The organism is Glaciihabitans arcticus (assembly GCF_004310685.1).
In the GTDB taxonomy this organism is placed as follows: domain Bacteria; phylum Actinomycetota; class Actinomycetes; order Actinomycetales; family Microbacteriaceae; genus Conyzicola; species Conyzicola arctica.
This window is the reverse complement of sequence record NZ_SISG01000001.1, coordinates 2,427,106-2,452,076: the sequence shown is the minus strand read 5'-3', so window position 1 is coordinate 2,452,076 and position 24,971 is coordinate 2,427,106. Positions and strand designations below refer to the sequence as shown.

Sequence of the window (24,971 nt, the reverse complement as noted above, 5' to 3'; positions counted from 1 at the left end):
ACGGATTGTTCACCTTGTGGGCACCCCGCGGGCACCCCGCCTCCCTTGAATGATCGCGCGCACGTTCGCGCTCTGAGGGAGAAATGTCATGCACGCACCGAATCGCCGAGCCAAACTCGGTCTCGCAGCGCTTACAGCGCTCGCGCTCACAGCAGCACCCATTGTTGCTGGTCCCGCGTCCGCCAATACGGCCGGCACGGGACTCGTCATCAACGAGGCCTTCAACAACGGCGGCAGCGGCGGATCCGCGTACCCGCGCTTCGTCGAGCTCTTCAACCCGACCGGCAGCGACATCAACCTGACCGGAAAGTCACTGCAGTACCGCGCGCCCGCGACCACCACCGCTCCGAGCAACATCTTCCCCCTCACCGGAATCGTCAAGGCCGGAGGGTACTTCCTCGTCGGAGGCGCCGGATCCGCGACGAACACCAGCCCCCTCCCGACCCCCGACCAGACCACAGCATTCGCGTCCGGCGGTGCCGGCGGCAGCCTCTTCCTCGCCAACCAGACCACGGCACTCCCGGTGGGCACCGGTTCCCTCGTGGGCAACCCGGCCATCGAGGACCTCGTCGGCTGGGGCACGTCGCTCACGTTCGAGGGCACGGTCGCCCCCGCCGGTGGCCTCGCGCTCTCGCAGAACCGCGCGGCGGCCGCTGACTCCGACGTCAACGGCACCGACTTCACTACGGCGGCTCCCTCGCCCCGCAACTCCACGGGAACCGGCACCACGCCCGACCCGGAGCCCACCGATCCGCCCGTCGCCGTCACCGCGACGATCGCGGAGATCCAGGGCAGCACCGCGACGAGCCCGCTCGTCGGGTCCACCGTCACCACGCGCGGCATCGTCACGGCCAACTACGGCTCCGGTGCCGGCACGTTCAACGGCTACGTCATCCAGACGCCGGGAACCGGTGGAGCCGTCGACTTCGCGAGCCACACCGCATCGAACGCCGTCTTCGTCTTCTCGTCGGCGACGGCCGCAGCGGCGCCGATCGGTTCCTACGTCGAGGTCACCGGCCCCGTGAGCGAGTTCCAGGGACTCACCGAGGTCACCGTCGCAGCCGGCGAACTCACCGTGCTGACCGAGACCGCCGCCCCCGTGCAGCCGATCAGCACCGAGGTGCCGATCGCTCAGCGCGAGGCAGCCGAGAGCATGCTCGTCGCTCCGGCCGGTGCCTTCACGGTCACCGACACCTACGACACCAACTACTTCGGATCGGTTGTGCTCAACCCCGGAACGAAGCCGCTCGCCACCCCGACGGCGGTGACCGAGCCCGGCAGCGCCGAGTACACGGCCCTCGTCGCCTCGAACGCCGGCCGCGCCATCACGCTCGACGATGGTGCCAGCGTGAACTTCAACACCTCGAAGGACACCGAGCTGCCCTACCTCTCGCTCACCGCACCGGTGCGCACGGGCGCGGCCGTCACGTTCACGAAGCCGGTCATCCTCGACTACCGCTTCTCGGCCTGGAACTACCAGCCGACGCAGCAGCTCACGACCGCCAACGCCTCGACCGTGCAGCCCGCGACTTTCGCCAACACCCGTACGGCAGCACCCCTGCCCGTCGGTGGCGACGCGACCTTCGCGACGTTCAACGTGCTGAACTACTTCTCCACCACGGGTGACACACTCGGAACCTGCACCTACTACAACGACCGCGCGGGCCTTCCCGTCACGGTCAACGCAGGCTGCGACGCGCGCGGAGCGGCCAACCCGGCCAACCTCAAGCGCCAGCAGGACAAGATCGTCGCCGCCCTGAACTCGCTCGACGCCGACGTTGTCGCGCTCGAGGAGATCGAGAACTCCGCGCGGTTCAACAAGCCCCGCGACGAGGCGCTCCAGACCCTGACCGCTGCGCTCAACACGGCAGCCGGTTCCAACGTCTGGTCGTTTGTGCCGTCCCCCGCTGCGCTTCCCGCCAGCGAAGACGTCATCCGCACCGCCTTCATCTACAAGAGCGCGGTTGTCGAGACCGTCGGTTCGTCCGTGATTCTGGATGACCCGGCCTTCGCCAATGCCCGCCAGCCGCTCGCGCAGGAGTTCGCCCTCAAGGGCGGCGGCGCCGAAACCGAGTTCCTCGCGATCGTCAACCACTTCAAGTCGAAGGGATCGGGCAGCGGCACCGGCAACACCGACGCGGGAGACGGACAGGGCTTCTCGAACGCCTCACGAGTGGCCCAGGCCCAGGCGCTCGTCGCCTTCGCCAACATGCTGAAGACGCAGAAGGCCACCGATCGCATCCTGCTGAGCGGTGACTTCAACGCGTACCTCAAGGAAGACCCGATCGACGTCATCCTCGGTGCAGGATTCGTTGACCTCGGCGCCACGACCGGCAAGGAGACCTACTCGTTCGACGGCGCAAGCGGTTCGCTGGACCACATCTTCGCATCGGGTGCCGCGAACGAGTCGGTGACCGGCGTCGACATCTGGAACATCAACTCCGTCGAGTCGATCGCCCTCGAGTACAGCCGCTACAACTACAACGCGCTGAACTTCTACGCACCGGACGCCTACCGTTCGTCTGACCACGACCCGATCGTCGCCGGGCTCGCGCTCGCCGAGACCGAGCCGGCAACCGTCGACATCAACCTGCTCAACATCAACGACTTCCACGGTCGTATCGATGCGAACACGATCAAGTTCGCGGGAACGGTGGAGAAGCTGCGTGCCGAGGGCGGGGACGACAACACCCTGTTCCTGTCCGACGGTGACAACATCGGAGCGTCGCTCTTCGCCTCGTCGTCGCAGAAGGACCAGCCGACGATCGACGTGCTCAACGCACTCGAGCTTGACTCGTCCGCGGTCGGCAATCACGAGTTCGACCAGGGCTTCAGCGACCTCACCGGTCGTGTGGACAGCGCGGCCGACTGGAGCTACCTGGGTGCGAACGTGTACCTCGCGGGCACCACGACACCGGCGCTGGACGCGTACGACATCTTCGAGATCGACGGCGTACGCGTCGCGGTCATCGGAGCAGTCACCGAGGAGACCCCCTCGCTCGTCTCGCCCGGAGGAATCTCCACACTCGAGTTCGGTGACCCCGTGGTCGCCGTCAACCGCGTCGTCACCGACCTGAAGGCGCGCGACCTCGCCGACGTCTTCATCGCCGAGTACCACGAGGGCGCGGGAGCCGGCACGCCGGATGGCGCGACCCTCGAGCAGGAACTGGCACTCACCGACAGCGCCTTCGCGGAGATCGTGAAGAACACGACCGCCGACGTCGACGCGATCTTCACCGGTCACACGCACAAGCAGTACGTCTGGAACGCCCAGGTTCCCGGAGCGGCGGCGGGCGTCACGCGCCCCGTACTGCAGACGGGCAGCTACGGCGAGAACGTCGGCCAGATCGTGCTCACCTACGACAACGCGACCGACGACGTTGTGGACTACACCGCCCGCAACGTGGCACGCATCACCACCGCAGACGACCTGCTCGTCAGCACCTATCCCCGCGTCGCCCAGGTCAAGACGATCGTCACCGCAGCGCTTGCCGCAGCGGCCCAGATCGGCAACGTCTCGGTCGGCACCATTGCGAAGGACATCACGAGCGCCTATATCGGAACCGCTCGGGATGACCGTGCGAGCGAGTCCGCACTGGGCAACCTCGTCGCGGACTCCTTCGTCGAGACCCTCGCCGATGAGCGCCTGGGTGGAGCCGAGATCGGAGTCGTCAACCCCGGCGGTCTCCGTGCCGAGCTCTTCGCGGGCAACGTCACCTACAGCCAGGCCAACGCGGTTCTCCCGTTCGCCAACAACCTGTGGACGACGACCCTCACCGGTGCGCAGTTCAAGACACTCCTCGAGCAGCAGTGGCAGCGTACGACCGCGGGTGCAGTTCCCTCGCGCCCGTACCTGGCACTCGGGCTCTCGGACAACGTGAACTACACCTACGACGCGACCCTCCCCGAGGGAAGCCGCATCACAAGCATCACGGTTGACGACAAGCCCATCGACCCGACGCGCGGCTACCGCATCGGAACCGTCAGCTTCCTCCTCGAGGGTGGCGACAACTTCCACGTGTTCAAGTCGAGCACGGCCAAGAAGGATTCCGGTCTCGTCGACCGCGACGCCTGGATCGACTTCATCACCGATAACAGCCCGCTCAGCCCCTCGTTCGATCGCCGCGGAGTCGCCGTAATGGGCGCACCCACCGAGGCGCTCGACTCCGGCTTCAGCGGTGCCGTGCTCCTCTCGAAGCTCAACCTCACCTCGCTCGGCAGCCCGCTGAACACCACGGTGAGCGCATACTTCGAAGGCAGCGACGCGAAGCCGATCAAGTCGAAGGTCTCCGCCCTCGGCTCGGCTACGGCGATCTTCACGGTTCCCCGTGACCTGCCTGCCGCATCCACCCTCGTCCTTGTGGCGAACGAGTCGGGCACGACCGTGCGGATCCCCGTGACGATCAACCCCGACCCGGTCATCACCGGTGCGACGCCGACGATCGAGGGCACCCCTGCCGTCGGCGAGACGCTCACCGCGGTCGCCGGCACCTGGGCTCCGGCCGATGTCGAGCTCGCCTTCCAGTGGAAGCGCTCCGGCGTGGCCATCGCGGGTGCGACCGAGGCTGAGTACGCGCTCACCCCGGCCGACTTCGGCAAGACGATCACCGTGACGGTCACCGGAAGCCATGACGACCTCCCCGCCGTTGCTCTCACGAGCACGAGCGTCACGGTCGTCGCGGGAACCTTCGACACCACGGTGCCGGTCATCACGGGTCGCAATGCGGTCGGAGTGAAGCTCACGGCAACGGTGGGTGCCTGGACGCCGGTCGCGTCGAAGCTCACCTACCGCTGGCTGCGCAACGGGGCATCCATCTCGGGTGCGAGCAAGGCGACGTACACGACGACCAAGTCGGACGCGGGCAAGGCGATCACCGTGCTCGTCACCGGCACCGCGACGGGCTTCACCCCCGTCAGTGTTGCGAGCGAACCGGTCGTTGTGGGCAAGGTGCTCACCGCGACTCCCACGCCCCGCATCTCCGGCAAGGCTGCGGTCGGCAAGAAGCTGGTTGTGACCCCGGGCACCTGGAAGCCTTCACCGGTATCTCTGTCGGTGCAGTGGTACCGCAACGGTGTCGCTATCGATGGTGCCATCAGCAAGTCGTACGTGCTGAAGGCAGCGGACCGCGGAAAGACCATCACCGTCAAGGTGAAGGGCTCGAAGGTCGGCTACACGTCGAAGACCGCGACCAGCAAGAAGACCTCGAAGGTCAAGTAGAACCCATAGCGCAGCGGGGCGATGGCGAAAGCCGTCGCCCCGCTGTCGTTAACTGTCGTCTTCAGCCTGCGTGGACGGCGGCGACGATGGCAAGTGCTGCGAACACACCGCTCGTCATGGCGACTGCCGCGACACCGAGGCTGAGCGCCCAATCGAGGGCACGCGGCTTCACGAGCGATGCGGCCTTCGCCGGGTTGATGAGCAGCAGCGAGTTGTAGGTCTTCTCGTTTTCGTAATACTGGGCGCCGGATGCGCGCACCTTGCCGAGGAACAGCGCGCGCGGTGCGGCGAGCAGCATAAATCCGATCGGCACAATGGCCATCAGCAGGAACACCGGGCCGACGATGATGCCCGAGCTGAGTCCCATCGCGAAGAACCCGACGATGAACAACGCGCCGAAGCCGCCGAACAGCACGAGCCAGCCGACGGGCAGCAGGGAGACGCCAAACCCGCCGGCGAGGGCGTAGCCGAAGATGGCGACGAAGATGAGGATGACGGCCGCGGCCACGAAGGGACCGTCGGTCTCGGGGCACTCGACGGCGATCTGGTACGGACCGCCGGAGGCGCAGGAACCGCCCAGGTTGGCGGTGCTGACACCGACCGCGCAGAGCAGCACGAAGCTGACCGGGAACGCAAAGAAGGCGAGGAAGGAGCCGATGATGCGGCGGATGGCGGAGCGCAGGCTCGGCACGGGGGCGGTGGAGGGGGTGGGGTTTCCCACGAGGATTGTTGTCATGACTCCGACCGTAGGAGTCGGATTCCGCTGCGAACAGGGCTCCGGCCACAACTGAGCAGCGCATCCCGGGCAATCTGAGTAACAGCGCGCTCAACTGGGTAATTCGGCTGGGACAATGACTTCATGACCGCACAACGCCCCGCACCTGCTCAGCTCGAGGGCCGCTACATCCGGATCTCACCGCTCACCCGCGACGACCTGCCCGCCCTGTTCGAGGCGATCGGCAGGCCGGAGGTGTTCGCGGGAGGGTACGGCGGAGGTCCTGCCGGCCTTCGGGCGACGGCCGAGGAGTTCGCCGCCTGGGCGGAGACCGCGTACATGTGGAACACGAGCGACGTTCTCGCCGTGCGGCTCAAGGGTGGCGAGCACGACGGTCGCCTGGTCGGCACGTCGACGCTCGGCGAGTACGACCTGCCCAACGAGGCGGCGCACATCGGCTGGACCGCGTGGGACCCGCGCGTGTGGGGCACCGCCGTGAACCCCGAGGCCAAGCTGCTGATGCTCGGCCACGCTTTCGACAGCGGCATCGGTCGTGTGAAGATCCAGGCGGATGCCCGCAACGAGCGTTCCCGCAAGGCGATCCTGCGTCTCGGCGCGACGTTCGAGGGCACCCTGCGCCGTGATCGCCCACGAGCCGACGGCAGCTGGCGCGACACCGCGGTGTACTCGGTCATCATCGACGACTGGCCGGAGGTGAAGGCGGGCCTCGAAGCCCGTCTCGACGTTTTTGCGGGAGCGCCGGTGGCGCTGGCATCCCGCTAGGTTTGTTCCATGACTGATTCCGAGTGGTCCGCCGACCTCAGCAGCCTCCGTCAGAGCATCGACAACATCGACGCCGCCCTCGTTCACCTGCTCGCCGAACGCTTCAAGTTCACCCAGTCGGTCGGGCGCCTGAAGGCCTCGACCGGCCTGCCCGCGTCGGACCCCGACCGTGAGAAGGTGCAGATCGCCCGCCTCCGCGCGCTCGCCGAGGAGTCACACCTCGACCCGGCCTTCGCGGAGAAGTTCCTGAACTTCATCGTCGCCGAGGTCATCCACCACCACGAGCAGATCGCGTCGACCGGTTCGGTGCCGATCTCCCGCTCAGAGCCGATCTCCAAGGCATAACGCCTACGCTCGAGGGATGACCTGGACCCCCGCAGCTCTCCCATCCCAAATCGGCAAGACCTTCGTCATCACGGGCGGCAACGCCGGCCTTGGCTATTTCACCGCCGAGCAGCTCGCCCGAGCGGGCGCGCGCGTTGTGCTCGCCTCGCGCAGCCTGGAGCGAGCGGATGTCGCGGCCCGATCGATCCGTGGGCAGGTGGCCGGGGCATCCGTCGACCTGCTCGAGCTCGACCTGGCATCGCTGGACTCGGTGCGCACCGCGGGGGCTGAGCTCGTGGGCTTCGAGCGCCTGGACGGGCTGATCCTCAACGCGGGGCTGACCGCCGGCGACTCCACGCGACAGGTCACCGCCGACGGTCACGAGCTGATGTTCGGCACCAACTTCCTCGGGCACTTCGCGCTGACCGCGCTCGCCTGGCCGGCGCTGACCCGGCACCCTGAGAGCCGCGTCGTCGGCCTCGGCAGCATCTCGACCTCGCTCGTGCCGCTCGACCCTGACGACCTGCAGAGCGAGCGGCACTTCGACTTCTTCCGGGCGTATGCGTTCTCGAAGCATGCCGTGCAGGGGTTCATCCTCGAGCTGGACCGCCGCGTGCGCTCGGCCGGGCTGTCGGTTGCCGCAACCCTCGCGCATCCCGGCTACGCGATCGACGGCCTCACGCCGTTCCGTCCGGGAGTGTCCGAGCCTCCGACCGTGTCCCGCGTGGGCAACGCCCTGATGCTCGGCTCGCAGGGCAAGAATCGCGGTGCGGCGTCCACGGTCCGTGCGGCCATCGACCCGGAGATCGTCGGCGGCGAGTTCGTCGGGCCGCAGTTCCTCACCCGCGGCCGCCCGGAGCTCGCGCGTCCCGTCGCATCGAGCGCCTCACCCGAGTTCGGGCAGCACCTCTGGAAGCTCGCGGAGGACTGGTCGGGCGTTCCGTTCGCCGTGCGGAGCTGATCGCGGCTTCGCTCGACCGCCGGTGATCGAGCCCGCCGAGATCAGGCTCACCGTAGCAGGCAACCTCCAAATCCGTATCCCAACTCCGCCTTACCTAAGCAGCAGTTGGGATACGGAGATCGCGGAGGCCAGTCGGCGGCGCCAGCTGGTTGAGTAGCGCGCGACGAAGGAGCACGCGTATCGAAACCGAGTTGCGCCCAGCCGGTGATCGAGCGTGTCGAGATCCCTAGGCCCCGACGACCGCGCCGAAGTGCGCAGGCAGGGTGCCGCGGTGGGCCTCCTGCAGCTCGTCGACGGAGAGCGTGAACTGGTCCTGCACCTCGAGGGCGCCGCCGGCGTCGGTCACGCCGATGCGCAGCACGGGGTACCCGCGGCCCTCGCAGAGGCCCTGGAAGCGAACGTCATCCTCACGCGGCACCGACACGATCACGCGACCGGTCGACTCCGAGAAGAGGGCCGTGGCGACATCGACGCCGTCACGCTCGGTGATCTCGCCCAGCCAGACCCGCGCGCCGACACCGAAGCGCAGTACCGACTCGGTGAGGGCCTGGATGAGGCCACCGTCGGCGAGGTCGTGAGCGGAGGCGATGAGGCTCTGGTCGCCGCCGGCCGCGATGAGCGACGCCAGGGTCTGCTCAGCGGCAAGGTCGACCGTGGGCGGCAGGCCGCCGAGGTGGTCGTGGATGGTGCCGGCCCAGGCCGAGCCGTCCAGCTCGAGCTTCGTGGTGCCCAGCAGGTAGATGTTGTTGCCCTCGTCCTGCCAGCCGCTCGGGATGCGCTTCGCGACATCCTGGATCACGCCGAGCACGGCGATCACGGGGGTCGGGTGGATCGGCACGTCGCCGGTCTGGTTGTAGAACGACACGTTGCCGCCGGTGACCGGGATCTCGAGCTCGAGGCACGCGTCGGAGAGAGCCTCGACGGTCTTCGAGAACTGCCACATGACCTCGGGGTTCTCCGGGCTGCCGAAGTTCAGGCAGTCGGACACGGCGACCGGGGTCGCGCCCGTGACGGCGACGTTGCGGAACGCCTCGGCGAGGGCCAGGCGGGCACCCTGCGCGGGGTCGAGCTGGCAGTAGCGGCCATTCGCGTCGGTCGCGACCGCGAAGCCGAGGCCGCTGGTCTCGTCGATGCGCACCATGCCACCGTCATCCGGGAAGGAGAGCGCGGTGTTGCCCATGACGTAGCGGTCGTACTGGTTGGTGATCCAGCTCTTGTCCGACAGGTTCGGCGACGCGAGAACGCGCAGCACCTGCTCGAGCACATCGGCCGGAGCGGTCGGGCGATCCAAAACAGAGGCGGTGTCGGCCTGCAGCGCGTCGATCCATGTCGGGTAGGCGACGGGGCGGTCGTACACGGGGCCGTCGACCGCGACGGTGCGGGGGAGCACGTTGACGATCTCCTCGCCGTGCCAGTTGATGACGAGGCGTCCGGTGTCGGTGACCTCGCCGAGAACCGAGGTCTCGACGTCCCATTTCTGCACGACGGCGAGGAACCCCTCGAGCTTCTCGGGCGTCACGATCGCCATCATGCGCTCCTGGCTCTCCGACATCAGAATCTCTTCCGCGGTCATCGACGGGTCGCGCAACAGCACGTTCTCGAGCTCGATGAACATGCCGCCGTCACCGTTGGACGCGAGCTCGGAGGTCGCGCAGGAGATGCCCGCCGCCCCGAGGTCCTGGATTCCCTCGACGAGACCCTGCTGGAACAGTTCGAGACAGCACTCGATGAGCACCTTCTCGGCGAACGGGTCGCCTACCTGCACCGCGGGGCGCTTGGTCGGGCCGCCCTCTGCGAACGTGTCCGAAGCGAGAATGGATGCCCCGCCGATGCCGTCAGCGCCGGTGCGCGCGCCGAACAGCACAACCTTGTTGCCCACACCACGCGCGTTGGCCAGGTGCAGGTCCTCGTGGCGCAGGACTCCCACGGCGAGCGCGTTCACGAGCGGGTTGGCCTGGTACACGGGATCGAAGTAGGTCTCTCCGCCGATGTTGGGCAGGCCGAGGCTGTTGCCGTAGCTGCTGATCCCGCTGACGACGCCGTGCACAACGCGAGCCGTGTCGGGGTGGTCGATGGCACCGAAGCGCAGGGCATCCATCACGGCAACCGGGCGTGCACCCATGGAGATGATGTCGCGCACGATGCCGCCGACGCCGGTTGCCGCACCCTGGAAGGGCTCGATGAAGCTGGGGTGGTTGTGGCTCTCAATCTTGAAGGTGACGGCCCAGCCCTCGCCGACGTCGACGACGCCCGCGTTCTCGCCCATGCCGACCATGAGGTTCTTCTTCATGGCGGGGCTGACCTTCTGGCCGAACTGGCGCAGGTAGTTCTTGCTCGACTTGTAGGAGCAGTGCTCGCTCCACATGACCGAATACATGGCAAGCTCACCGCTCGTGGGGCGGCGTCCGAGGATCTCGCGGATGCTGAGGTACTCGTCCTCCTTCAGCCCGAGGGCGCCGTACGGCTGCTCCTTGTCGGGGGTGGCTGCCGCGTTCGCGACGGTGTCAGCTGCTGCACGAGAGGGGGTCACGAGGCTCCTGGAAAAGGGGACGGCCAGATACCTCCAATTCTAAGGGCGACCGCACGGAGCCGATACCCAGACCGCTCCGCTACGGTGGTGGGCTGCAATCCTCAGCGTGGAGGCCGTCCATCCACCCGAGGAGTTCCCCATGCCCCAGCTGTCCCCCTGGCTCGCCTTCTTCGTTGTGCTCGGCATCGCGCTCGTCGCGGCGCTGGTACTCGTCGCGATCGTCGCCGGCATCGCCCGGCTGTTCGCGCGCCGGCGCGAGTGGCCGAAGTCGCTGACGAGCCGTGCGCGTCATCCGTTCCGACTGCTGATGCTCGTGATCGCGGTGGTCGCGGCCGTGCAGCTGGCGTTCCCGGCTCCCACCTACCTCGGGCTGGTGCAGCACGGCCTGCTGATCGCGGCGATCGTTGCGATCGCCTGGCTGCTCGGCGCGCTCCTCGGCTTCGCCATCGGCATCGGGATGTCCCGCTACCGCACCGACATTCCCGACAACAAGGTGGCGCGGCGCATGCACACTCAGCTCGCGATCGTGAGCCGCCTGGTCAACGTCGTGATCACGATCCTCGCCATCGGCGCCATCCTGCTCACCTTTCCGGGCGTCGAGGCCGTGGGAACGAGCGTGCTCGCCTCCGCCGGCCTGGTCAGCGTCGTCGCCGGTCTCGCCGCGCAGTCCACTCTCGCCAACGTGTTCGCCGGAATCCAGCTCGCCTTCAGTGACGCGATCCGTGTCGACGACGTGGTCATCGTCGAGAACGAGTGGGGCCGCATCGAGGAGGTCACGCTCTCCTATGTCGTGGTGCACCTGTGGGATGACCGCCGCATGGTGCTGCCCTCGACCTGGTTCACGACGAAGCCGTTCCAGAACTGGACGCGCAACAGCTCCGAGCTGCTCGGTGCCGTCGAGTTCGACCTCGACTGGCGCATCAGCCCGTCCGCAATGCGGGTCGAGCTCGAGAAGGTGCTCCAGCGCGCCACCATCTGGGACGGCCGCGCGTCCGTGCTGCAGGTGACGGATGCCGTCGGCGGGTTCGTGCGCGTGCGGATCCTTGTCACCGCGATCGACGCTCCGACGCTGTTCGACCTGCGCTGCTACATCCGCGAGGAGATGGTCGAGTGGATCCAGGCCCAGGGTGCCGGGCTGCCCCGCCAGCGCATCGAGCTCGTCGAGGCCGCCGTCAAGAAGCCGGAGCGCACCAAGACCGAGCCGATCGGACTCTTCACGGGAACCGTGGACGCGCAGGAGCGGGCGGCACAGTTCACGTCATCCATACCGCTACCGGGCCATGTCGCTGTCACGCACGACGCTCGCTGACTCCCGGGTGTCGCCGCGCTCGTCGACGTAGGTGAGGCGCAACGCGTCGCCGCCCGCGGGGTCGACCACGCGATAGACGGGGCCGGTGGGAGCGGGGTTGAAGTCGTCGCCCCACTGGATCATGGCGGCGAACACCAACCCGAGGCCCTCGCCTGCGGAGGTCAGGTGGTAGCTCGATCGTTCACGACTCCCGGGTTCGCGGTATGCCCGCTTCTCGAGGATCCCGCCCTCGACGAGCGTCGCGAGGCGGGACGTGAGCACGTCGGTGGGCACCCCGAGACTCTCGCGGAACTCGGAGAACCGGGTCTGCCCGCGCAGGGCGTTGCGCACAATGAGTAGTGACCACTTCTCGCCCACGACGTCGAGAGTGCGGACGATCTGGCAACGCTTCTCCATGCTCTCAGCCTACCAGCTAAGTTGGAAAATCCAAGCTAGGGGTATAGGCTCGCGCAATGATTCGTTTTGGCCGCCGCGGCACGTTCTGGTCCTCCGCCGTAGTGCTCGCGCTCAGCCTGTGGGCGAGCGGTGCACCAAGCGTGCTCTACCCCGTCTACGCGGACGAGTGGGGTCTCACCTCCGTCATCACCACCTCGGTGTTCGCGACCTACCCGGCCGCTCTCCTGCTCGTATTGCTCGTCTTCGGCAGCCTCTCCGACACGATCGGCCGTCGCCGCGCCATGCTGCTCGGCATCGGTCTCATCGCGGTCGCCGCCGTCATCTTCGCCGTCGCGCCGAACGTCGGCTTCCTCTTCGCGGCTCGCGCCCTACAGGGCATCGGCACCGGCTTCGCGATCGGTGCCGCCTCGGCCGCACTCGTCGAGAACAACTACACCCGCAACCCCCGGCTCGCGAGCACGCTCGCCACGATATCGACCTCCACCGGTCTCACACTCGCCCTCATCGTCTCCGGTGCACTCGCCGAGCTCGCACCCCTGCCCCTCGTGCTGAGTTTCGCCGTGCTCCTGGTGCTGAGCGTCACTGCCTGGGTGCTCGTCGCGCTGACTCCGGATGATCGCCCCGCCGCCGCGGTCCCGTTCCGTTTCGAGGCCCCGCACCTCGCCCCCGGTATGACGCGTGCGTTTATCCTCGCGACCATCTCCGTCTCGGTCGCCTACGCGGTCGGCGCCATCTTCCTGTCGCTCGGCGCGAACATGGCCCGCGAGCTCGCCGCCACCGACAACCTGCTCACGATCGGCCTGCTGCTCGGAACCTCGTCGCTGTCGATCGGTGTGACGGCGTTGTTCCTGTCGAGAGTTCCCGCGCACGTGGCCATCATCGTGGGCGGTTCGGTGTCACTACTCGGCCTCGGAGTGATGGTTGCGAGCGCGGCATCCGGAAGCCTCGTTCTTCTTCTGGTCTGGTGTGTCGTCGGAGGCATCGGCTACTCGTTCGCGTTCACCGGCGGCCTCGGATTGCTCAACCGCACAGCTCCCGCGGAGCACCGCGGCGCGACCCTCTCACTGCTCTACCTGTTCGCCTACCTGCTGCAGGCGCTCGCCGCCGTCGGGGCGGGCGCGCTCGCCACGAACCTCGGTCTGCGCCTCGCGGTCGACATCGCGGGACCGGTGCTCGCGGCGCTCTGCGTGGTCGCCGTTGTGCTCTCGATCGCGGACCTGGCCGCCCAGCGCCGGGCGGCTGCTGCGCTCGCGGTCTAGCTCGTCTCGAACGCGCGACGAACCCGCGCCACGACACTCTCCGGCCGCGTGAACAGCGCGCCCTTGCGCACTCGCACCACCGCGTTGCCAGCCTCGATGAAGCTCTCGATGCGAGACTCGTCGCGGTCGTAGGCGGCGGAGTTCGTGCGGTGATGCTCACCGTCGTACTCGATGACGACCCTCACCTCGCGGTATAACAGGTCAGCGAACCCCAGCCGCCTGCCCTTCCGATCGAGGATCTCCCCCCCTGCAGCTCGGGCGGCGATTCGGCCCCAACCCTGATCAATTTCAGGGCGGATGCCGCGGCACGCGCCCCACGTCCCGAGAAGTCATGCAGGCTCGCCGCCAGTTGCGCGAGAGTCGCGTACGGTCTCAGGTCGCCGGGATCCACCTGCCGCGGGTCGCCCACGAGGTGGTCGCCGAGCGCCACGAGGCCATCCAGCCTGAGTCGGGCGTCGCGGATCGAGAATGGCATGCCATCGAGGGGTGCCGGGATCGGCTTGCGCGCAGCCATCCCAGCAGCCTGCCCGACCCGCGCTGGCCTCGTCCGCGGTCCCGAGCCGAGCCCTACTTCCCCGGCGGCCCCGCCAGCAACAGCACCACGAACACCACAACGACTGCCACGGCGACGAGAGCCAGCAGCAGGTACGGGCGCCGCAGCATCCAGCGCACCAGGCGGTCGATGAGGCGGCCATCGCGCGGGTCGTCCGTGGCCTCGGTGCGCCAGTCGCCGACCAGCAGCGAGCGGCGTTCCAGCCAGCGTTCGAAGGGGATCGTCGCGAACGGCACCACAGCCGTCAGAACGGCGAAGAGGATGACGGCGAGCCGCCAACGCTGGTTGATCCCGACGAGCAGCGCGGTCGCACCGTAGGCGAGGAACACGAACCCGTGCAGGCCGCCCGCGACGGTGACGGCGATCGCGAGCCCGGTCGTAGCGCGCACGATGAGGGCCGTGATGAGCAGGGTCCAGGTGACCGTTTCGGCGATCGCGACGAGACGGTAGAGACTGCGCGGGGTCACGCGCGAGCGAGCAGCGACGACTGGATGACGCTCGTGAAGAAGGTGATCCCGTCGGTGCCCGAGCGCATGGCTGCACGGGTGTCGGGGCCGAAGCCCTCCTCGACCGCGTGCTCGGGATGCGGCATGAGCCCCACCACGTTGCCGCGCGCGCTCGAGATGCCGGCGATGTCGTTGGCCGATCCGTTGGGGTTGACCTCGAGGTATCGGAACGCGACCTGGCCCTCACCCTCGAGGCGGTTGATGGTCTCCTGGTCGGCGATGAAGCCGCCCTCGCCGTTCTTCAGGGGAATGGTGATCTCCTGGCCGGTCTGGAATCCGCTCGTCCAGGCGGTGTCGGTGTTCTCGACGCGCAGCTTCTGGTCGCGGCAGATGAAGTCGCCGTGATCGTTGCGGATCAGCCCGCCGGGCAGCAGGTGCGCCTCGACAAGAATCTGGAAGCCGTTGCAGATGCCGAGCACGGGCATTCCGCCGTTCGCCGCGTCGATGATCTCGCTCATGATCGGCGAGTGGGCCGCAATGGCGCCACAGCGCAGGTAATCGCCGTAGCTGAAGCCGCCGGGCAGCACAATCGCGTCGACACCGTCGAGCGAGTGGTCGCCGTGCCAGAGGGCTACGGCCTCACCGCCGGCGAGACGTACGGCGCGCTGGGCGTCGCGGTCGTCGAGGGATCCGGGGAAGGTGACGACACCGATTCTCATACCGCTGTCACGCTCACGACGTCTTCGATGACCTGGTTGGAGAAGATGTCCTCGGCGAGCGCCTGCACCTCGGCGAGCACCTCGGGCGTGACCTCGACGACAGTGACCTCGAAACGCTTGCCGATGCGCACCTCGCTGATGTTCGACTTGCCGAGGCGGTGGAGGGCGCCGGTGACGGCCTTGCCCTGCGGGTCGAGGAGCACTGCCTTCGGCATGACCTCTACGACGATTGTTGGCACCAAATACTCCCAAGAGTTCGCGCGGGGGTGGATGCCCCAACTCTACCCGAGGTCGGCGGCACCGATCGGGTCGCTGGTCTCGAGCGACCACAGCGCCACCCCGCCGAGGCCGAGTTCCTGGGCGAGTTCGACCCGTTGCTGGAACGAGCGGATGTCACTCCACCACACTTCCACCCCACCGACCGTCGCCGTCCACTCGCCGGCAGTCTCGTCCCACACGGCGTCGTCGCCGGCGATCCCGCGTGCGTCCTCCACGGAGAGCTGGCCCGAGTTGGTGGCGCCCCAGCTGTAGCCGTAGCCCGCGACGCCGAGCTCGATCTGCCCGGCCGGTACGACCTCGAGCAGCCCTTCGACGCCGGCGCGCTGCCATTCCAGTGATCCGATCGGGCCCGGGATGTCCTCCCAGGGCCCGTGCTCGTCGTAGGCCATGAGGACGAAGCGGTCGATGAGCGGCACAAGCGCCTCGAGGTCATAGCCCGCGTCCGCGTAGCCGGCGGCCGAGTGCTCCACCATAAGCGCGATGCTGAGGCTCTTCGCGGGCCCGAGCTTTTCGCGCAGAGCCGCAGCGAACGCCGTGAGCCCGGCGGTGTCGCGCGCCTCGAGCGACTCGAGGTCGATGCTCACGCCGTCCCAACCCTGCTCGGCGACGACGTTGGCCACGGTGCTCGCTGCGGTCTCGATGCGGGCAGGGTCGGACAGGGTGGCCCAGGCGAGTTCCTCACTGAAGTCGGAGAGGTCGGCATCGAAGTTGCCGATCATGATCTCGGCGGTGAGCCCGTCGGTGTGAGCCTGGTCGGCCTGGGCGAGGGCTTCCGGGCTGGCGGGGGTGACTCCACCCTCTGCGGTCAGGTTGAGCCCGTCGACGGCGACCACATCGATGGCGTCGGCGCTCTGGTCGATGAGCCGGGCATCCGACCACTCGCCCTGAAAAGCCGTGAAGCTGAGTGGCTTGTCCGTCGGCGCATCGGCGGAGAGGGCAGGGGTCGCGGCGCAGCCGGCGAGGGCGAGCACGGCGAGGCCCGCGAGGACGGATCGCATCCGGAGAGCGTAAACCACCTCTTGCATCAGTAGTCTGGGAAGCGTATATTCCAACTGGAATAGTTCATGCCGAACAATCAACAAGGAATAGTCATGTCGTACGAACTCATGCCGCTCGGAATGGCGGCCCTCGCGCTGCTCGCCGAACGCCCCATGCACCCGTACGAGATGTACCAGGTGCTGCTGCTGCGCAAGGAGGATCGCATTGTCAAGGTGCGGCCCGGCTCGCTGTACCACGCGGTCAACAAGCTCGACGAGGCCGGACTCGTGCGCGTCACGGGCACCGACCGCGACGGCAACCGGCCCGAGCGCACCACCTACGAGATCACCGACGAGGGACGAGAGCAGCTGCTCGACCGCGTCGAGGAGCTCATCGCCGAACCGATCAACGAATACCCGAGATTCCCGCTCGCCATTGGGCAAGCCCACAACCTGCCACTATCCAAAGTCATCCAGCTCCTCCGAACGCGACTCGCGGCGCTCGCCGTCGATCGCGAGCAGGGCATGACCGAGTACGAGGAAGTGCAGGCGAAGGGCGTGCCCGCGCGCTACCTGCTCGACGCGCCGTACCTGTTCGCCATGCACGACGCCGAGGTCGCGTACCTCGAAAAACTCATCGCCGACCTCGAGAGCGGCGTCATCGACTGGGAGGCCGAGAAACCTGTCGGCCTCCAGCACACCATCAAGGACTAAGAGAGAAATGAACCAGCCAGAAGTAATAGCAAAGCCGTGGCCAGCGCTCTGGGCGCTTGTGCTCGGATTCTTTATGATTCTCGTCGACTCGACGATCGTCTCGGTCGCGACCCCTGCGATCATCGAGGACCTCGACGCCGACATCAACAGCGTCGTCTGGGTGACGAGCGCCTACCTGCTCGCCTACGCCGTACCGCTGCTCATCACCGGGCGTCTCGGTGACCGCTTCGGCCCGAAGAACCTGTACCTCGTCGGTCTCGTCATCTTCACGCTGTCGTCGCTGTGGTGCGGAGTGGCCGGGGACATCGAATGGCTCATCGTCGCCCGCGTCGTCCAGGGTCTCGGCGCCGCGCTGATGACGCCGCAGACGATGGCGATCATCACCCGCATCTTCGCCCCCGACCGCCGCGGTGCGGCCATGGGCCTCTGGGGTGCGACCGCCGGAGTTGCGACGCTCGTCGGCCCGATCCTCGGCGGACTGCTCGTCGACGGTCCCGGCTGGGAATGGATCTTCATCATCAACGTGCCCGTCGGAATCATCGGCTTCGTGCTGGCCTGGCGCCTCGTGCCCTCGCTCACGACGCACGCCCACAAATTCGACATCCTCGGTGTTGTGCTGAGTGGCGTCGGCCTCTTCCTCGTGGTCTTCGGGCTGCAGGAGGGCGAGACCTACGACTGGGGTGTCATCACCGGCTTCATCACCGTGCCGCTGCTGATCATCGTCGGCGTCGTCGTGCTGATCGCGTTCGTCGTGTGGCAGGCCGTGCAGAAGGGTGAGCCGCTGCTTCCCCTCGGCCTGTTCCGTGACCGCAACTTCAGCCTCGCCAACATTGCCATCACCGCGATGGGCTTCGTCATCACCGGCATGGTGCTGCCTCTGATGATCTTCTTCCAGTCGGTGCGCGAGCTCACCCCGACCCAGTCGGCGTTTATGTTGATCCCGATGGCCGTCATCTCCGGTGGCCTCGCCCCCGTGGTCGGCAAGCTCGTCGATCGGGTCAACCCGCGCTACATCGCGGGCACCGGCTTCGCCTTCCTCGCGATCGCGCTGTTCTGGTTCGGCTCCATGCTGTCGCCCGACGTGCCGATCTGGATGCTGCTGTTCCCCGCAGCCCTCCTCGGTCTCGCCAACGCGGGCATCTGGGCGCCGCTCTCCACCACGGCGACGCGCAACCTGCCGATGGCTCTCGCGGGTGCCGGTTCCGGTGTGTACAACACCACGCGCCAGATCGGTGCGGTGCTCGGCTCAGCCGCTATCGCCGCGCTGATGCAGGCCCGCATCACGGCCGAGGTCGGTGCAAGCGCGGCCGAGGGCGGATCACAGTTCGGCGGAGGCACCATGCCCGATGCCATCGCCGACGGCTTCAGTGCCGCTATGGGACAGGCCATGTTCCTGCCCGCAGCGGTTGCGCTGATCGGCCTGGTCGCGGCGCTCTTCTTCGCGAAGCCCACGCCGCGCGCGTGGAGCAAGCCAGCCGACGTGGTCGAGGAGACCGTGGCATCCGTCTAGATAGCGGTGTGAGGCGGGGCGTTTCGGGCAACCGGGCGCCCCGCTTTCGCGTTGGCCGGCTGTCAGCGCAGCGCGATGACGTGGTCGGCACCGTGAGCCGAGGCGCGCACGACCCGGGCGTTGTGCTCGTCGGGGCCGAGCGCCCAGGCGCGCGCGGCCTCGGGCGTCTTGCCGAAGCGCACGTGCCTCTCGATGAGGCGCGATTGCCGGATGCCCGGCTCGACCTCCACGAAGAAACTCAGGTCCAGCAGCGGAAGTACCCGCTCCCAGCCGCCCGCATCGTGCAGCAGGTAGTTGCCCTCCACCACGATGGTGCGCAGCTCGGGCGGAAACGCGAGCGCGCCCTGGACGGGCTCCTCGATCGTGCGGTCGAAGTCGGGGGCGTAGGTGGCACGCCCAGACCGCAGGTCGCGCAGAGTCGCGACGAACGCGTCAACGTCGAACGTGTCGGCGGCCCCCATGCGGTCGCGCCGGCCGAGTTCGACCAGCTCAGCCTGCGGCAGGTGATACCCGTCCATCGGCAGCAAGGCGGCGGTGGGTCCGAGCGCCGCGACGAGCAGCGCGGCGATCGTCGACTTTCCCGCGCCCGGCTCACCGGCGACGCCCACGATCTGGCGTTGTCCCGTAGTAGGGATCAGCCCGACTGCCTCGGCGAGCGTCGTCGCTGCCAATAGCCCACCGCCTTCTTCGCCCAGGCCGCATAGCCGAGTGCTGAGGGGTGGAAGTCGTCGCGCGCGAAGAATCCCGGTGTACCGATCGGCCACGGCGGAACGTGAACCACGCGCGGGTGCCGCTCGAGCACGCGGTGCGCCCCCGCGTTCAACCGGTACGCACGCGCACCGAGGATGGTGCCGAGCGGGTCGGGCAGCGAGGTGAAGTGCTCCATGCGCGGTATCCCGGCAAGAAAAATCGTGCCGGACGGCGACGCGGCTTCGAGCCCCTCCAGAATGAGGGCGAGGTCGGCGGTGAACGCGGCCGTCGTGCGCAGGTGCATCACGTCGTTGACGCCGGTCGAGACGAAGATCAGGTCGAACTCGGAGCGCGTCGACAGCCCGAGGAAGAAGTTGCGCACCTCGCCGGTTGTCGCGCCCGAGCGGGCGATGACCGTCCACTCGATGCCGCGACCGAGCACCGCCCCGAACTCCCTCGCCAGGTTGCCTGCGAGTCCATAGGTGTTGTCGTCCACGCCGACACCCGCGGCGGTCGAGTCGCCGAGCACGAGCAGGCGCAGCGGGTCAGGGCCGTCGACGGTGCCGCGCCATCCCGGCTCGGCCTCCGACAGGATCGGCAGATGCGAGAGCACCACGCGGCTCTGCGGAAACAGCAGGGGCGCGAGAACGAAGGCGAGCAGCCGGCTGCCGTACCCGTTGTGCTTCACGCGAGCTGGCCCTTCTCGAACGCGTCGTCGATGGCGAAGCGCGCCCAGTCCTTGTAGCCGCTCGCCGAGGGGTGGAAGAGGTCGGTCGCGAAGAAGCCGTCCGTGTAGGGCGGCGGTGCGGGCGACATGATCACGCCCGGAAACTGCGCGACGATGCGCCGGGCCTCGGTCTCGAGATTCTGGGAGTGCAGGTAGAGGTTCCAGCGCAGCGGGTTCGGCAGCAGCACAAAGCGGAAGAACGCGGGCAGCGAAGACATCATGAGCTGTGCGTCGGGATTGCGGGAGCGCAGCGCCGTCAGCAGGGTTCGGATGTCCCGCCCGAACGCCGAGCGCGACCGCAGGTCGAGCGCGTCGTTGGCCCCGATGCTGAGGAACACGAAGTCGTAGGTCTCCTCCAGCGCAACGGGAAGGAAGCGTTCGACCAGGTCGCGGGCGGTTGCGCCGTTCTCGCCCAGCGCGGTCCACTCGACGCCGCGCGACCAGCGGGCGGAGAGCTCGCGGGCCAGGTTCCCGGGGAGCGCCTCATCCTGCGTTGCGGCGCCGACACCCGCAGCGGTGGAATCGCCGAGCACGAGGAGGCGGAGAGCGGAGGGGCCGGCTTCGGAGCCCGACCAGGGGAGCGCGGCATCCGGAAGCTTCGGAGTCTCGCGTCGCAGGCGCTTGCCCTGCACCAGCAGCACGGGGGCGAACGGAATCGCCGCGATGCGGCTGAGGCGGAGGGCGGGCACGGATCCCATGCTAGGCGCTCGGTAAACTCCTCCCATGGACACCACAGGACTCTCCGACTTCCTCGCCGACAAGGATTTCAACGGCGTGGTCGTTGTGCGCAAGGCGGGCGGCGTGATCTTCGAGCAGGCGAGTGGCCTCGCGAGCCGCCGCTGGAATGTGCCGAACACCCTCGACACCCGCTTCGACACCGCCTCGATCACGAAGCTGTTCACGAGCGTCGCGGTGCTGCAGCAGGTCGCAAAGGGCAACCTCGACCTCGAGCTGTCGATCCACCACTATGTCGACGCTCTCGAGGGCACGAAGATACCGATCGAGGTGAACCTCCTGCACCTGCTCACCCACACGAGCGGCATCCGCGACGACGCGGACGAGGAGGACGGCGAGTCGTACGAGGCGCTCTTCGTCGACACCCCCAACTACCGATTCCTCGAGGCCGCCGACTACCTGCCGCAGTTCGTCGACAAGGAGCCGAACGAGGACCCCGGCGTCGAGTGCCGCTACTGCAACGTCGGCTACATCCTCGCGGGCCTCGCGCTTGAGAAGGTCACGGGCACCAACTACCGCCAGTACGTCTTCGACGAGGTATTCGGCCCGGCGGGTATGGGCGACTCCGGCTTCTATGACCGTCGGGATGCCGCGCCCCGCCTCGCCGAGGGATGGGATCGCCGCGAAGACGGCACCTGGAAGAGCAACATCTACAGCTACCCGCCGATCGGCAGCCCGTCCGACGGCGCGCAGGTGACGGCCCACGACCTGTTGCGCTTCCTCGACGCGGTTCGGGATGGCACGCTGCTCAGCCCCGAATACACCGACGAGTTCTTCTCCCCGCAAGTGGAGCACGACGATGAGACGAAGTACGGTTTTGGCCTCGAGTTCGACATGAACGAGGACGGCACGGTGCGGTCGTACTACAAGGACGGCGTGAACACCGGCGCGAGCGGCATCGTGCGCCACTACCTCGAGGAGGACGTCGACGTCGTTGTGCTGTCCAACGAGGAGGACGGCGCGTGGGACGTGATCACCGAGCTCGACGAGCGCCTCGACGGCTGACGCCCAGCCGCCTCACAGCCTGAGGACGCGCTCCCGGTCGCGCGTATTACCGTGAACCATGCCCCGCGCCACTCGCCTGAAACCCGACCGCACCGACGGCTACGTCGACCTGCGCTCCTACGCGGCGATCGGTGATGGCCGTACCGTCGCCCTGATCGCGGCGGATGGGTCGATCGATTGGCTCCCGGTGCCGAGTCTCGACTCCCTTCCGCCGTTCGCGCGGATGCTCGACGCCGAATCGGGCGGCGCGATCGAGCTCGCGCCCACCGACCCGTTCACGGTGACCCGGCGCTACGTTCCCGGAACGAACGTGCTGCAGACCACGTTCACCACGGCCCTCGGCTCCGCGCGGCTGACGGACGCGCTCGTCACCGGCATCGCCGGCCGCCTGCCCTGGGTGGAACTCGCCCGCCGCATCGAGGGCATCCGCGGAGAGCTGCGCTTCCGCTGGCGCGTCACCCCGGGCACCATGTTCAGCACGGCCTCCCCGTGGAAGGACGACACCACCCACGGCCAGGTACTCCGCGTGGACGGCGTGACGCTCGCCGTGCGCGGCGTGGACCACGGTCCGCGCGGCGGTGGCGAGCGCGAGCTGGCCGGCACCTTCGTCACCGCGCCGAAGTCGCGCCACTTGCTCACGGTGGTCGGCTCGGCAGATGAGCCCCTTCACCTCCCGATCCCGGAGAAGACCGACATCGGCATCGACCGCACCATCGCCAACTGGCGCACCTGGTCGCGTGAGTTCCACTACGACGGCCCCTGGTCGGAGCATGTGCAGCGTAGTGCTCTTGCCCTCAAGCTGCTCATCTTCGCGCCGACGGGGGCGATCGCGGCAGCTCCGACGACGTCGCTGCCGGAGAGCCGCTCCGGCCATAAGAACTGGGACTACCGGTTCGCCTGGGTGCGTGACGCCGCGTACACGGTGCACGCCCTCACCCGTTTTGGCCTCCGCGAGGAGACCCAGGCCTCGGTTGCCTGGCTCGTGCGCACCATCCGCAAGCACGGTCCCGACCCGCACATCTTCTACACGCTCGACGGCTCGCTGCCGGACGGTGTCGCCGAGTTGGACGCCCCCGGCTGGCGCGGCAGCCAGCCGGTCGTCTCCGGCAACCCGGCTGCAGGACAGGACCAGCACGGCGTCTACGGCGACCTTCTCGGCATGATGCTGAACTATGTCGAGGCGGGCAACGTACTCGACGACCCGACCGGCCACATGCTCGTGACCGCAGCCGATCGCGCCTGCGACCTGTGGCGCCAGCCCGACTCCGGCATGTGGGAGTTGCCGGAGCGCCGCCACTACACGGCGTCGATGATGGGCTGCTGGCAGGCGCTCGACGCGGCGGTGAAGCTGAGCGAGCTGGGCGAGATTCCGAGCAGCCCGGAGCGCTGGTCCCGGGAGCGGGACGCGATCGCCGCCCACATCGCCGAACACTGCTGGTCGGAGGAGCGGCAGTCATACGTGTCGTTCGAGGGCAGTGACGAGCTCGATGCATCCGTTCTGCTGCATGCACCGAGTGGTTTCGACCGCGGCGAGAGGATGTCGCGGACCGTCGATGCCATCCGCGCCGAGCTGGGTCGCGGCCCCCTCGTCTACCGGTTCACCGGTGCGGAGGCCGAGGAGCAGGCGTTCGTCGCCTGCTCGTTCTGGCTGGCGTCGGCCCTTGCCTGCGTCGGGCGTCGGGAGGAGGCCATCGAGCTCATGGATCAACTCGTCGAGCTGTCCAACGACGTTGGTCTCTTCGCCGAGATGATCGACCCGGCCGACAACTCATTCTGGGGCAACCTTCCGCAGGGCCTCAGCCACCTCGCACTCGTGAACGCGGCGATCACCATCCACGAGACGGCCTAGCTGCTGACGCCGCCGTCGCTTTTGAGGAGCTGGCCGTTGATCCACGCGCCGTGGGCCGACAGCAGGAACGACACGAGGTCCGCAGTGTCGTCGGGCGTTCCGAGCCGCCCCGTGGGCTGGAGGCCGGTGAGGTGCTCGCGCACGGAGGGCGTCATCCACCCCGTGTCGATCGGGCCCGGATTGATGACGTTCGCGCTGATGCCGAGGTGCGCGAGCTCTTTCGCGGCGGCGATAACGATGCGATCGAGCGCGCCCTTGCTCGCCCCGTAGGGCAGGTTGCCGACGGTGTGGTCGCTCGTGATCGCGACGATGCGGCCCTCGTCTGTCTCGAGCTGCTTCGCGAACTGCTGGATGAGGAGCCAACTTGCCCGCGTGTTGATCGCGAAGTGCTTGTCGAACTGTTCGACGCTCGTGTCGAGCATGCCGGAGTCGATGTCCCACGCGTGCGACAGCACCAGGGCGGACGGCGACCCGAGCCCGGCCTGCACCTCGCGGAAGATCTCGCTCGCGGAGTCGGGAAGCTCGAGGTCGGCGGGTACCGGCAGCACTGCCGCACCCAGGCTCTCGAGTGCGGAGACGAGGTCGCCGAGTCCGGCGTCGGCGCTGTCGCCGAAGATGCTGCGGTCGGCGGGAGTCCAGTAGTTGAGGGCAAGATCCCAGCCATCTGCGGCGAGGCGAAGTGCGATCCCGGCGGCGATTCCGACGGTGCGGCCGACTCCGGTGATCAGGGCGACAGGGCGCGGTTCGGTCATGCGGCAACCCTACCGATCAGCCGAACAGACCCTTCTTCTTCGTCCAGCCGTTGGACTCGAGCAGCTCGAACAGCGGTCCCTTGATTTTGGAGGAGTCGAACGACCAGGTGAGGATCGGGCTCACGCCATCCTTCGTCTTGTTGATGCCGCCGAGCTCGAAGCCGAACGACTTGTTGCTGCTCTTGCCCGAGAACGAGTTGGTCGACGTGCCGAAGCTGATGCCGCCGCCGCTGATCGAGCCGCCGCTGTCCTGCGACTTCTCCTTCGCCTTCCAGGTGCCCTTCTTCTCATCGAGCTCGACCGTGATCGAGAACTTCTTGTCGATGGTCGTGAATTCTTTGGGGTACAGCGACTTGGCGCTCACGATGTCCCACTTGCCGACGATCGTGTTGCCCTTCACCTCGTACGTGAACGGGTTCTTCGGGTCGTTCAGGGTCGCGACTTTGGCGAGCAGTTCGGGGAGCGGTGTAGTCATGTTCGAAGCGTAGGGCGGGCGCCGCGGCATCCGCTCACCCCAGAA

General features: G+C 67.7%; 24 protein-coding genes. 10 read left to right on the top strand and 14 right to left on the bottom strand.

The window, feature by feature from the left end:
* Positions 1 to 88 precede the first annotated feature (88 nt).
* Positions 89 to 5,218, top strand: a complete 5,130-nt coding sequence (locus EYE40_RS11995; protein WP_130982165.1) for an ExeM/NucH family extracellular endonuclease — start codon at positions 89 to 91, stop codon at positions 5,216 to 5,218.
* 61 nt (positions 5,219 to 5,279) lie between these two features.
* Here EYE40_RS11995 and EYE40_RS11990 read toward each other — a convergent pair whose 3' ends face one another.
* The gene (locus EYE40_RS11990; RefSeq protein ID WP_130982164.1) at positions 5,280 to 5,954 is read right to left on the bottom strand and encodes a hypothetical protein; all 675 of its coding nucleotides are present in this window, start codon (positions 5,952 to 5,954) and stop codon (positions 5,280 to 5,282) included.
* A gap of 123 nt (positions 5,955 to 6,077) precedes the next feature.
* Here EYE40_RS11990 and EYE40_RS11985 point away from each other — a divergent pair, with 123 nt between their 5' ends.
* Genes EYE40_RS11985 through EYE40_RS11975 form a run of 3 tightly spaced genes read left to right on the top strand, consistent with a single transcriptional unit; the run spans position 6,078 to position 8,001 of the window.
* The gene (locus EYE40_RS11985; RefSeq protein ID WP_130982163.1) at positions 6,078 to 6,716 is read left to right on the top strand and encodes a GNAT family N-acetyltransferase; all 639 of its coding nucleotides are present in this window, start codon (positions 6,078 to 6,080) and stop codon (positions 6,714 to 6,716) included.
* 9 nt (positions 6,717 to 6,725) lie between these two features.
* Entirely contained in the window at positions 6,726 to 7,061 is a 336-nt protein-coding gene (locus EYE40_RS11980) for a chorismate mutase (RefSeq protein WP_130982162.1), read from the top strand.
* Positions 7,062 to 7,077: 16 nt separating this feature from the next.
* The gene (locus EYE40_RS11975; protein ID WP_130982161.1) at positions 7,078 to 8,001 is read left to right on the top strand and encodes an SDR family NAD(P)-dependent oxidoreductase; all 924 of its coding nucleotides are present in this window, start codon (positions 7,078 to 7,080) and stop codon (positions 7,999 to 8,001) included.
* 226 nt (positions 8,002 to 8,227) lie between these two features.
* Here EYE40_RS11975 and purL read toward each other — a convergent pair whose 3' ends face one another.
* A complete protein-coding gene (gene purL, locus EYE40_RS11970; RefSeq protein WP_130982160.1) occupies positions 8,228 to 10,531 on the bottom strand; it encodes a phosphoribosylformylglycinamidine synthase subunit PurL in 2,304 nt (767 codons plus the stop codon).
* A gap of 139 nt (positions 10,532 to 10,670) precedes the next feature.
* Between purL and EYE40_RS11965 the strand changes: the two genes are divergently transcribed.
* Positions 10,671 to 11,840 (top strand): mechanosensitive ion channel family protein, encoded by a 1,170-nt coding sequence (locus tag EYE40_RS11965; RefSeq protein WP_130982159.1) that lies wholly within the window; start codon positions 10,671 to 10,673, stop codon positions 11,838 to 11,840.
* Here the strand turns inward: EYE40_RS11965 and EYE40_RS11960 are convergent.
* Positions 11,802 to 12,236 (bottom strand): winged helix-turn-helix transcriptional regulator, encoded by a 435-nt coding sequence (locus EYE40_RS11960; RefSeq protein WP_130982158.1) that lies wholly within the window; start codon positions 12,234 to 12,236, stop codon positions 11,802 to 11,804. The genes EYE40_RS11965 and EYE40_RS11960 overlap by 39 nt on opposite strands.
* Before the next feature lie 56 nt (positions 12,237 to 12,292).
* Between EYE40_RS11960 and EYE40_RS11955 the strand changes: the two genes are divergently transcribed.
* Positions 12,293 to 13,495, top strand: coding sequence for an MFS transporter (locus tag EYE40_RS11955; protein WP_240034807.1), 1,203 nt, complete (start codon positions 12,293 to 12,295; stop codon positions 13,493 to 13,495).
* Here EYE40_RS11955 and EYE40_RS15450 read toward each other — a convergent pair.
* From EYE40_RS15450 to EYE40_RS11925, 6 genes are read right to left on the bottom strand one after another with little or no spacing between them, the layout of a single operon-like run.
* Positions 13,492 to 13,680, bottom strand: coding sequence for a DUF559 domain-containing protein (locus tag EYE40_RS15450; RefSeq protein WP_161972390.1), 189 nt, complete (start codon positions 13,678 to 13,680; stop codon positions 13,492 to 13,494). The genes EYE40_RS11955 and EYE40_RS15450 overlap by 4 nt on opposite strands.
* Positions 13,677 to 14,009 carry a hypothetical protein gene (locus EYE40_RS11945; RefSeq protein ID WP_130982156.1) on the bottom strand — a complete coding sequence of 111 codons (333 nt, stop codon included), beginning with the start codon at positions 14,007 to 14,009 and terminating at the stop codon, positions 13,677 to 13,679. The genes EYE40_RS15450 and EYE40_RS11945 overlap by 4 nt, the downstream gene beginning before the upstream one ends.
* A 53-nt stretch (positions 14,010 to 14,062) precedes the next feature.
* A complete protein-coding gene (locus EYE40_RS11940; RefSeq protein WP_130982155.1) occupies positions 14,063 to 14,515 on the bottom strand; it encodes a DUF3817 domain-containing protein in 453 nt (150 codons plus the stop codon).
* Positions 14,512 to 15,213: a phosphoribosylformylglycinamidine synthase subunit PurQ gene (gene purQ / locus EYE40_RS11935; RefSeq protein ID WP_130982154.1), complete on the bottom strand. Its 702-nt coding sequence runs from the start codon at positions 15,211 to 15,213 to the stop codon at positions 14,512 to 14,514. The genes EYE40_RS11940 and purQ overlap by 4 nt, the downstream gene beginning before the upstream one ends.
* Complete coding sequence (purS, locus tag EYE40_RS11930; protein ID WP_130982153.1) at positions 15,210 to 15,452, bottom strand: phosphoribosylformylglycinamidine synthase subunit PurS; 243 nt, start codon at positions 15,450 to 15,452, stop codon at positions 15,210 to 15,212. Before purS ends, purQ begins: the two co-directional genes overlap by 4 nt.
* A 42-nt stretch (positions 15,453 to 15,494) precedes the next feature.
* Positions 15,495 to 16,490 carry a glycosyl hydrolase family 18 protein gene (locus EYE40_RS11925; RefSeq protein ID WP_161972389.1) on the bottom strand — a complete coding sequence of 332 codons (996 nt, stop codon included), beginning with the start codon at positions 16,488 to 16,490 and terminating at the stop codon, positions 15,495 to 15,497.
* Positions 16,491 to 16,583: 93 nt separating this feature from the next.
* On the opposite strand from EYE40_RS11925, the gene EYE40_RS11920 reads away from it, so the two are divergent.
* Complete coding sequence (locus EYE40_RS11920; RefSeq protein ID WP_130982151.1) at positions 16,584 to 17,183, top strand: PadR family transcriptional regulator; 600 nt, start codon at positions 16,584 to 16,586, stop codon at positions 17,181 to 17,183.
* A gap of 7 nt (positions 17,184 to 17,190) precedes the next feature.
* Complete coding sequence (locus EYE40_RS11915; RefSeq protein ID WP_130982150.1) at positions 17,191 to 18,693, top strand: DHA2 family efflux MFS transporter permease subunit; 1,503 nt, start codon at positions 17,191 to 17,193, stop codon at positions 18,691 to 18,693.
* A 62-nt stretch (positions 18,694 to 18,755) separates the two neighbouring features.
* On the opposite strand, the gene EYE40_RS11910 is transcribed toward EYE40_RS11915, so the two are convergent.
* Genes EYE40_RS11910 through EYE40_RS11900 form a run of 3 tightly spaced genes read right to left on the bottom strand, consistent with a single transcriptional unit; the run spans position 18,756 to position 20,799 of the window.
* Positions 18,756 to 19,364 (bottom strand): nucleoside/nucleotide kinase family protein, encoded by a 609-nt coding sequence (locus tag EYE40_RS11910; protein WP_204742245.1) that lies wholly within the window; start codon positions 19,362 to 19,364, stop codon positions 18,756 to 18,758.
* Positions 19,328 to 20,071 (bottom strand): SGNH/GDSL hydrolase family protein, encoded by a 744-nt coding sequence (locus EYE40_RS15445; RefSeq protein ID WP_161972388.1) that lies wholly within the window; start codon positions 20,069 to 20,071, stop codon positions 19,328 to 19,330. The genes EYE40_RS11910 and EYE40_RS15445 overlap by 37 nt, the downstream gene beginning before the upstream one ends.
* Complete coding sequence (locus tag EYE40_RS11900; protein ID WP_161972387.1) at positions 20,068 to 20,799, bottom strand: SGNH/GDSL hydrolase family protein; 732 nt, start codon at positions 20,797 to 20,799, stop codon at positions 20,068 to 20,070. The genes EYE40_RS15445 and EYE40_RS11900 overlap by 4 nt, the downstream gene beginning before the upstream one ends.
* 34 nt (positions 20,800 to 20,833) lie before the next feature.
* Here EYE40_RS11900 and EYE40_RS11895 point away from each other — a divergent pair, with 34 nt between their 5' ends.
* Both EYE40_RS11895 and EYE40_RS11890 read left to right on the top strand, forming a co-directional pair.
* Positions 20,834 to 21,850: a serine hydrolase domain-containing protein gene (locus tag EYE40_RS11895; RefSeq protein ID WP_130982147.1), complete on the top strand. Its 1,017-nt coding sequence runs from the start codon at positions 20,834 to 20,836 to the stop codon at positions 21,848 to 21,850.
* 58 nt (positions 21,851 to 21,908) lie between these two features.
* Positions 21,909 to 23,699 carry a glycoside hydrolase family 15 protein gene (locus tag EYE40_RS11890; RefSeq protein WP_130982146.1) on the top strand — a complete coding sequence of 597 codons (1,791 nt, stop codon included), beginning with the start codon at positions 21,909 to 21,911 and terminating at the stop codon, positions 23,697 to 23,699.
* Here the strand turns inward: EYE40_RS11890 and EYE40_RS11885 are convergent.
* Both EYE40_RS11885 and EYE40_RS11880 read right to left on the bottom strand, forming a co-directional pair.
* Positions 23,696 to 24,451: an SDR family oxidoreductase gene (locus tag EYE40_RS11885; protein WP_130982145.1), complete on the bottom strand. Its 756-nt coding sequence runs from the start codon at positions 24,449 to 24,451 to the stop codon at positions 23,696 to 23,698. The two genes, EYE40_RS11890 and EYE40_RS11885, sit on opposite strands and share 4 nt — an antisense overlap.
* Before the next feature lie 16 nt (positions 24,452 to 24,467).
* Positions 24,468 to 24,926, bottom strand: coding sequence for a hypothetical protein (locus EYE40_RS11880; RefSeq protein ID WP_130982144.1), 459 nt, complete (start codon positions 24,924 to 24,926; stop codon positions 24,468 to 24,470).
* Positions 24,927 to 24,971 lie beyond the last annotated feature (45 nt).

Coding starts and splice junctions, on each gene's coding strand:
- EYE40_RS11995 (WP_130982165.1), top strand. CDS start 89: ATGCACGCACCGAATCGCCGAGCCAAACTCGGTCTCGCAGCGCTTACA.
- EYE40_RS11990 (WP_130982164.1), bottom strand. CDS start 5,954: ATGACAACAATCCTCGTGGGAAACCCCACCCCCTCCACCGCCCCCGTG.
- EYE40_RS11985 (WP_130982163.1), top strand. CDS start 6,078: ATGACCGCACAACGCCCCGCACCTGCTCAGCTCGAGGGCCGCTACATC.
- EYE40_RS11980 (WP_130982162.1), top strand. CDS start 6,726: ATGACTGATTCCGAGTGGTCCGCCGACCTCAGCAGCCTCCGTCAGAGC.
- EYE40_RS11975 (WP_130982161.1), top strand. CDS start 7,078: ATGACCTGGACCCCCGCAGCTCTCCCATCCCAAATCGGCAAGACCTTC.
- EYE40_RS11965 (WP_130982159.1), top strand. CDS start 10,671: ATGCCCCAGCTGTCCCCCTGGCTCGCCTTCTTCGTTGTGCTCGGCATC.
- EYE40_RS11960 (WP_130982158.1), bottom strand. CDS start 12,236: ATGGAGAAGCGTTGCCAGATCGTCCGCACTCTCGACGTCGTGGGCGAG.
- EYE40_RS11955 (WP_240034807.1), top strand. CDS start 12,293: ATGATTCGTTTTGGCCGCCGCGGCACGTTCTGGTCCTCCGCCGTAGTG.
- EYE40_RS11945 (WP_130982156.1), bottom strand. CDS start 14,009: ATGGCTGCGCGCAAGCCGATCCCGGCACCCCTCGATGGCATGCCATTC.
- purQ (WP_130982154.1), bottom strand. CDS start 15,213: ATGAGAATCGGTGTCGTCACCTTCCCCGGATCCCTCGACGACCGCGAC.
- EYE40_RS11925 (WP_161972389.1), bottom strand. CDS start 16,490: ATGCGATCCGTCCTCGCGGGCCTCGCCGTGCTCGCCCTCGCCGGCTGC.
- EYE40_RS11920 (WP_130982151.1), top strand. CDS start 16,584: ATGTCGTACGAACTCATGCCGCTCGGAATGGCGGCCCTCGCGCTGCTC.
- EYE40_RS11915 (WP_130982150.1), top strand. CDS start 17,191: ATGAACCAGCCAGAAGTAATAGCAAAGCCGTGGCCAGCGCTCTGGGCG.
- EYE40_RS11895 (WP_130982147.1), top strand. CDS start 20,834: ATGGACACCACAGGACTCTCCGACTTCCTCGCCGACAAGGATTTCAAC.
- EYE40_RS11890 (WP_130982146.1), top strand. CDS start 21,909: ATGCCCCGCGCCACTCGCCTGAAACCCGACCGCACCGACGGCTACGTC.
- EYE40_RS11885 (WP_130982145.1), bottom strand. CDS start 24,451: ATGACCGAACCGCGCCCTGTCGCCCTGATCACCGGAGTCGGCCGCACC.
- EYE40_RS11880 (WP_130982144.1), bottom strand. CDS start 24,926: ATGACTACACCGCTCCCCGAACTGCTCGCCAAAGTCGCGACCCTGAAC.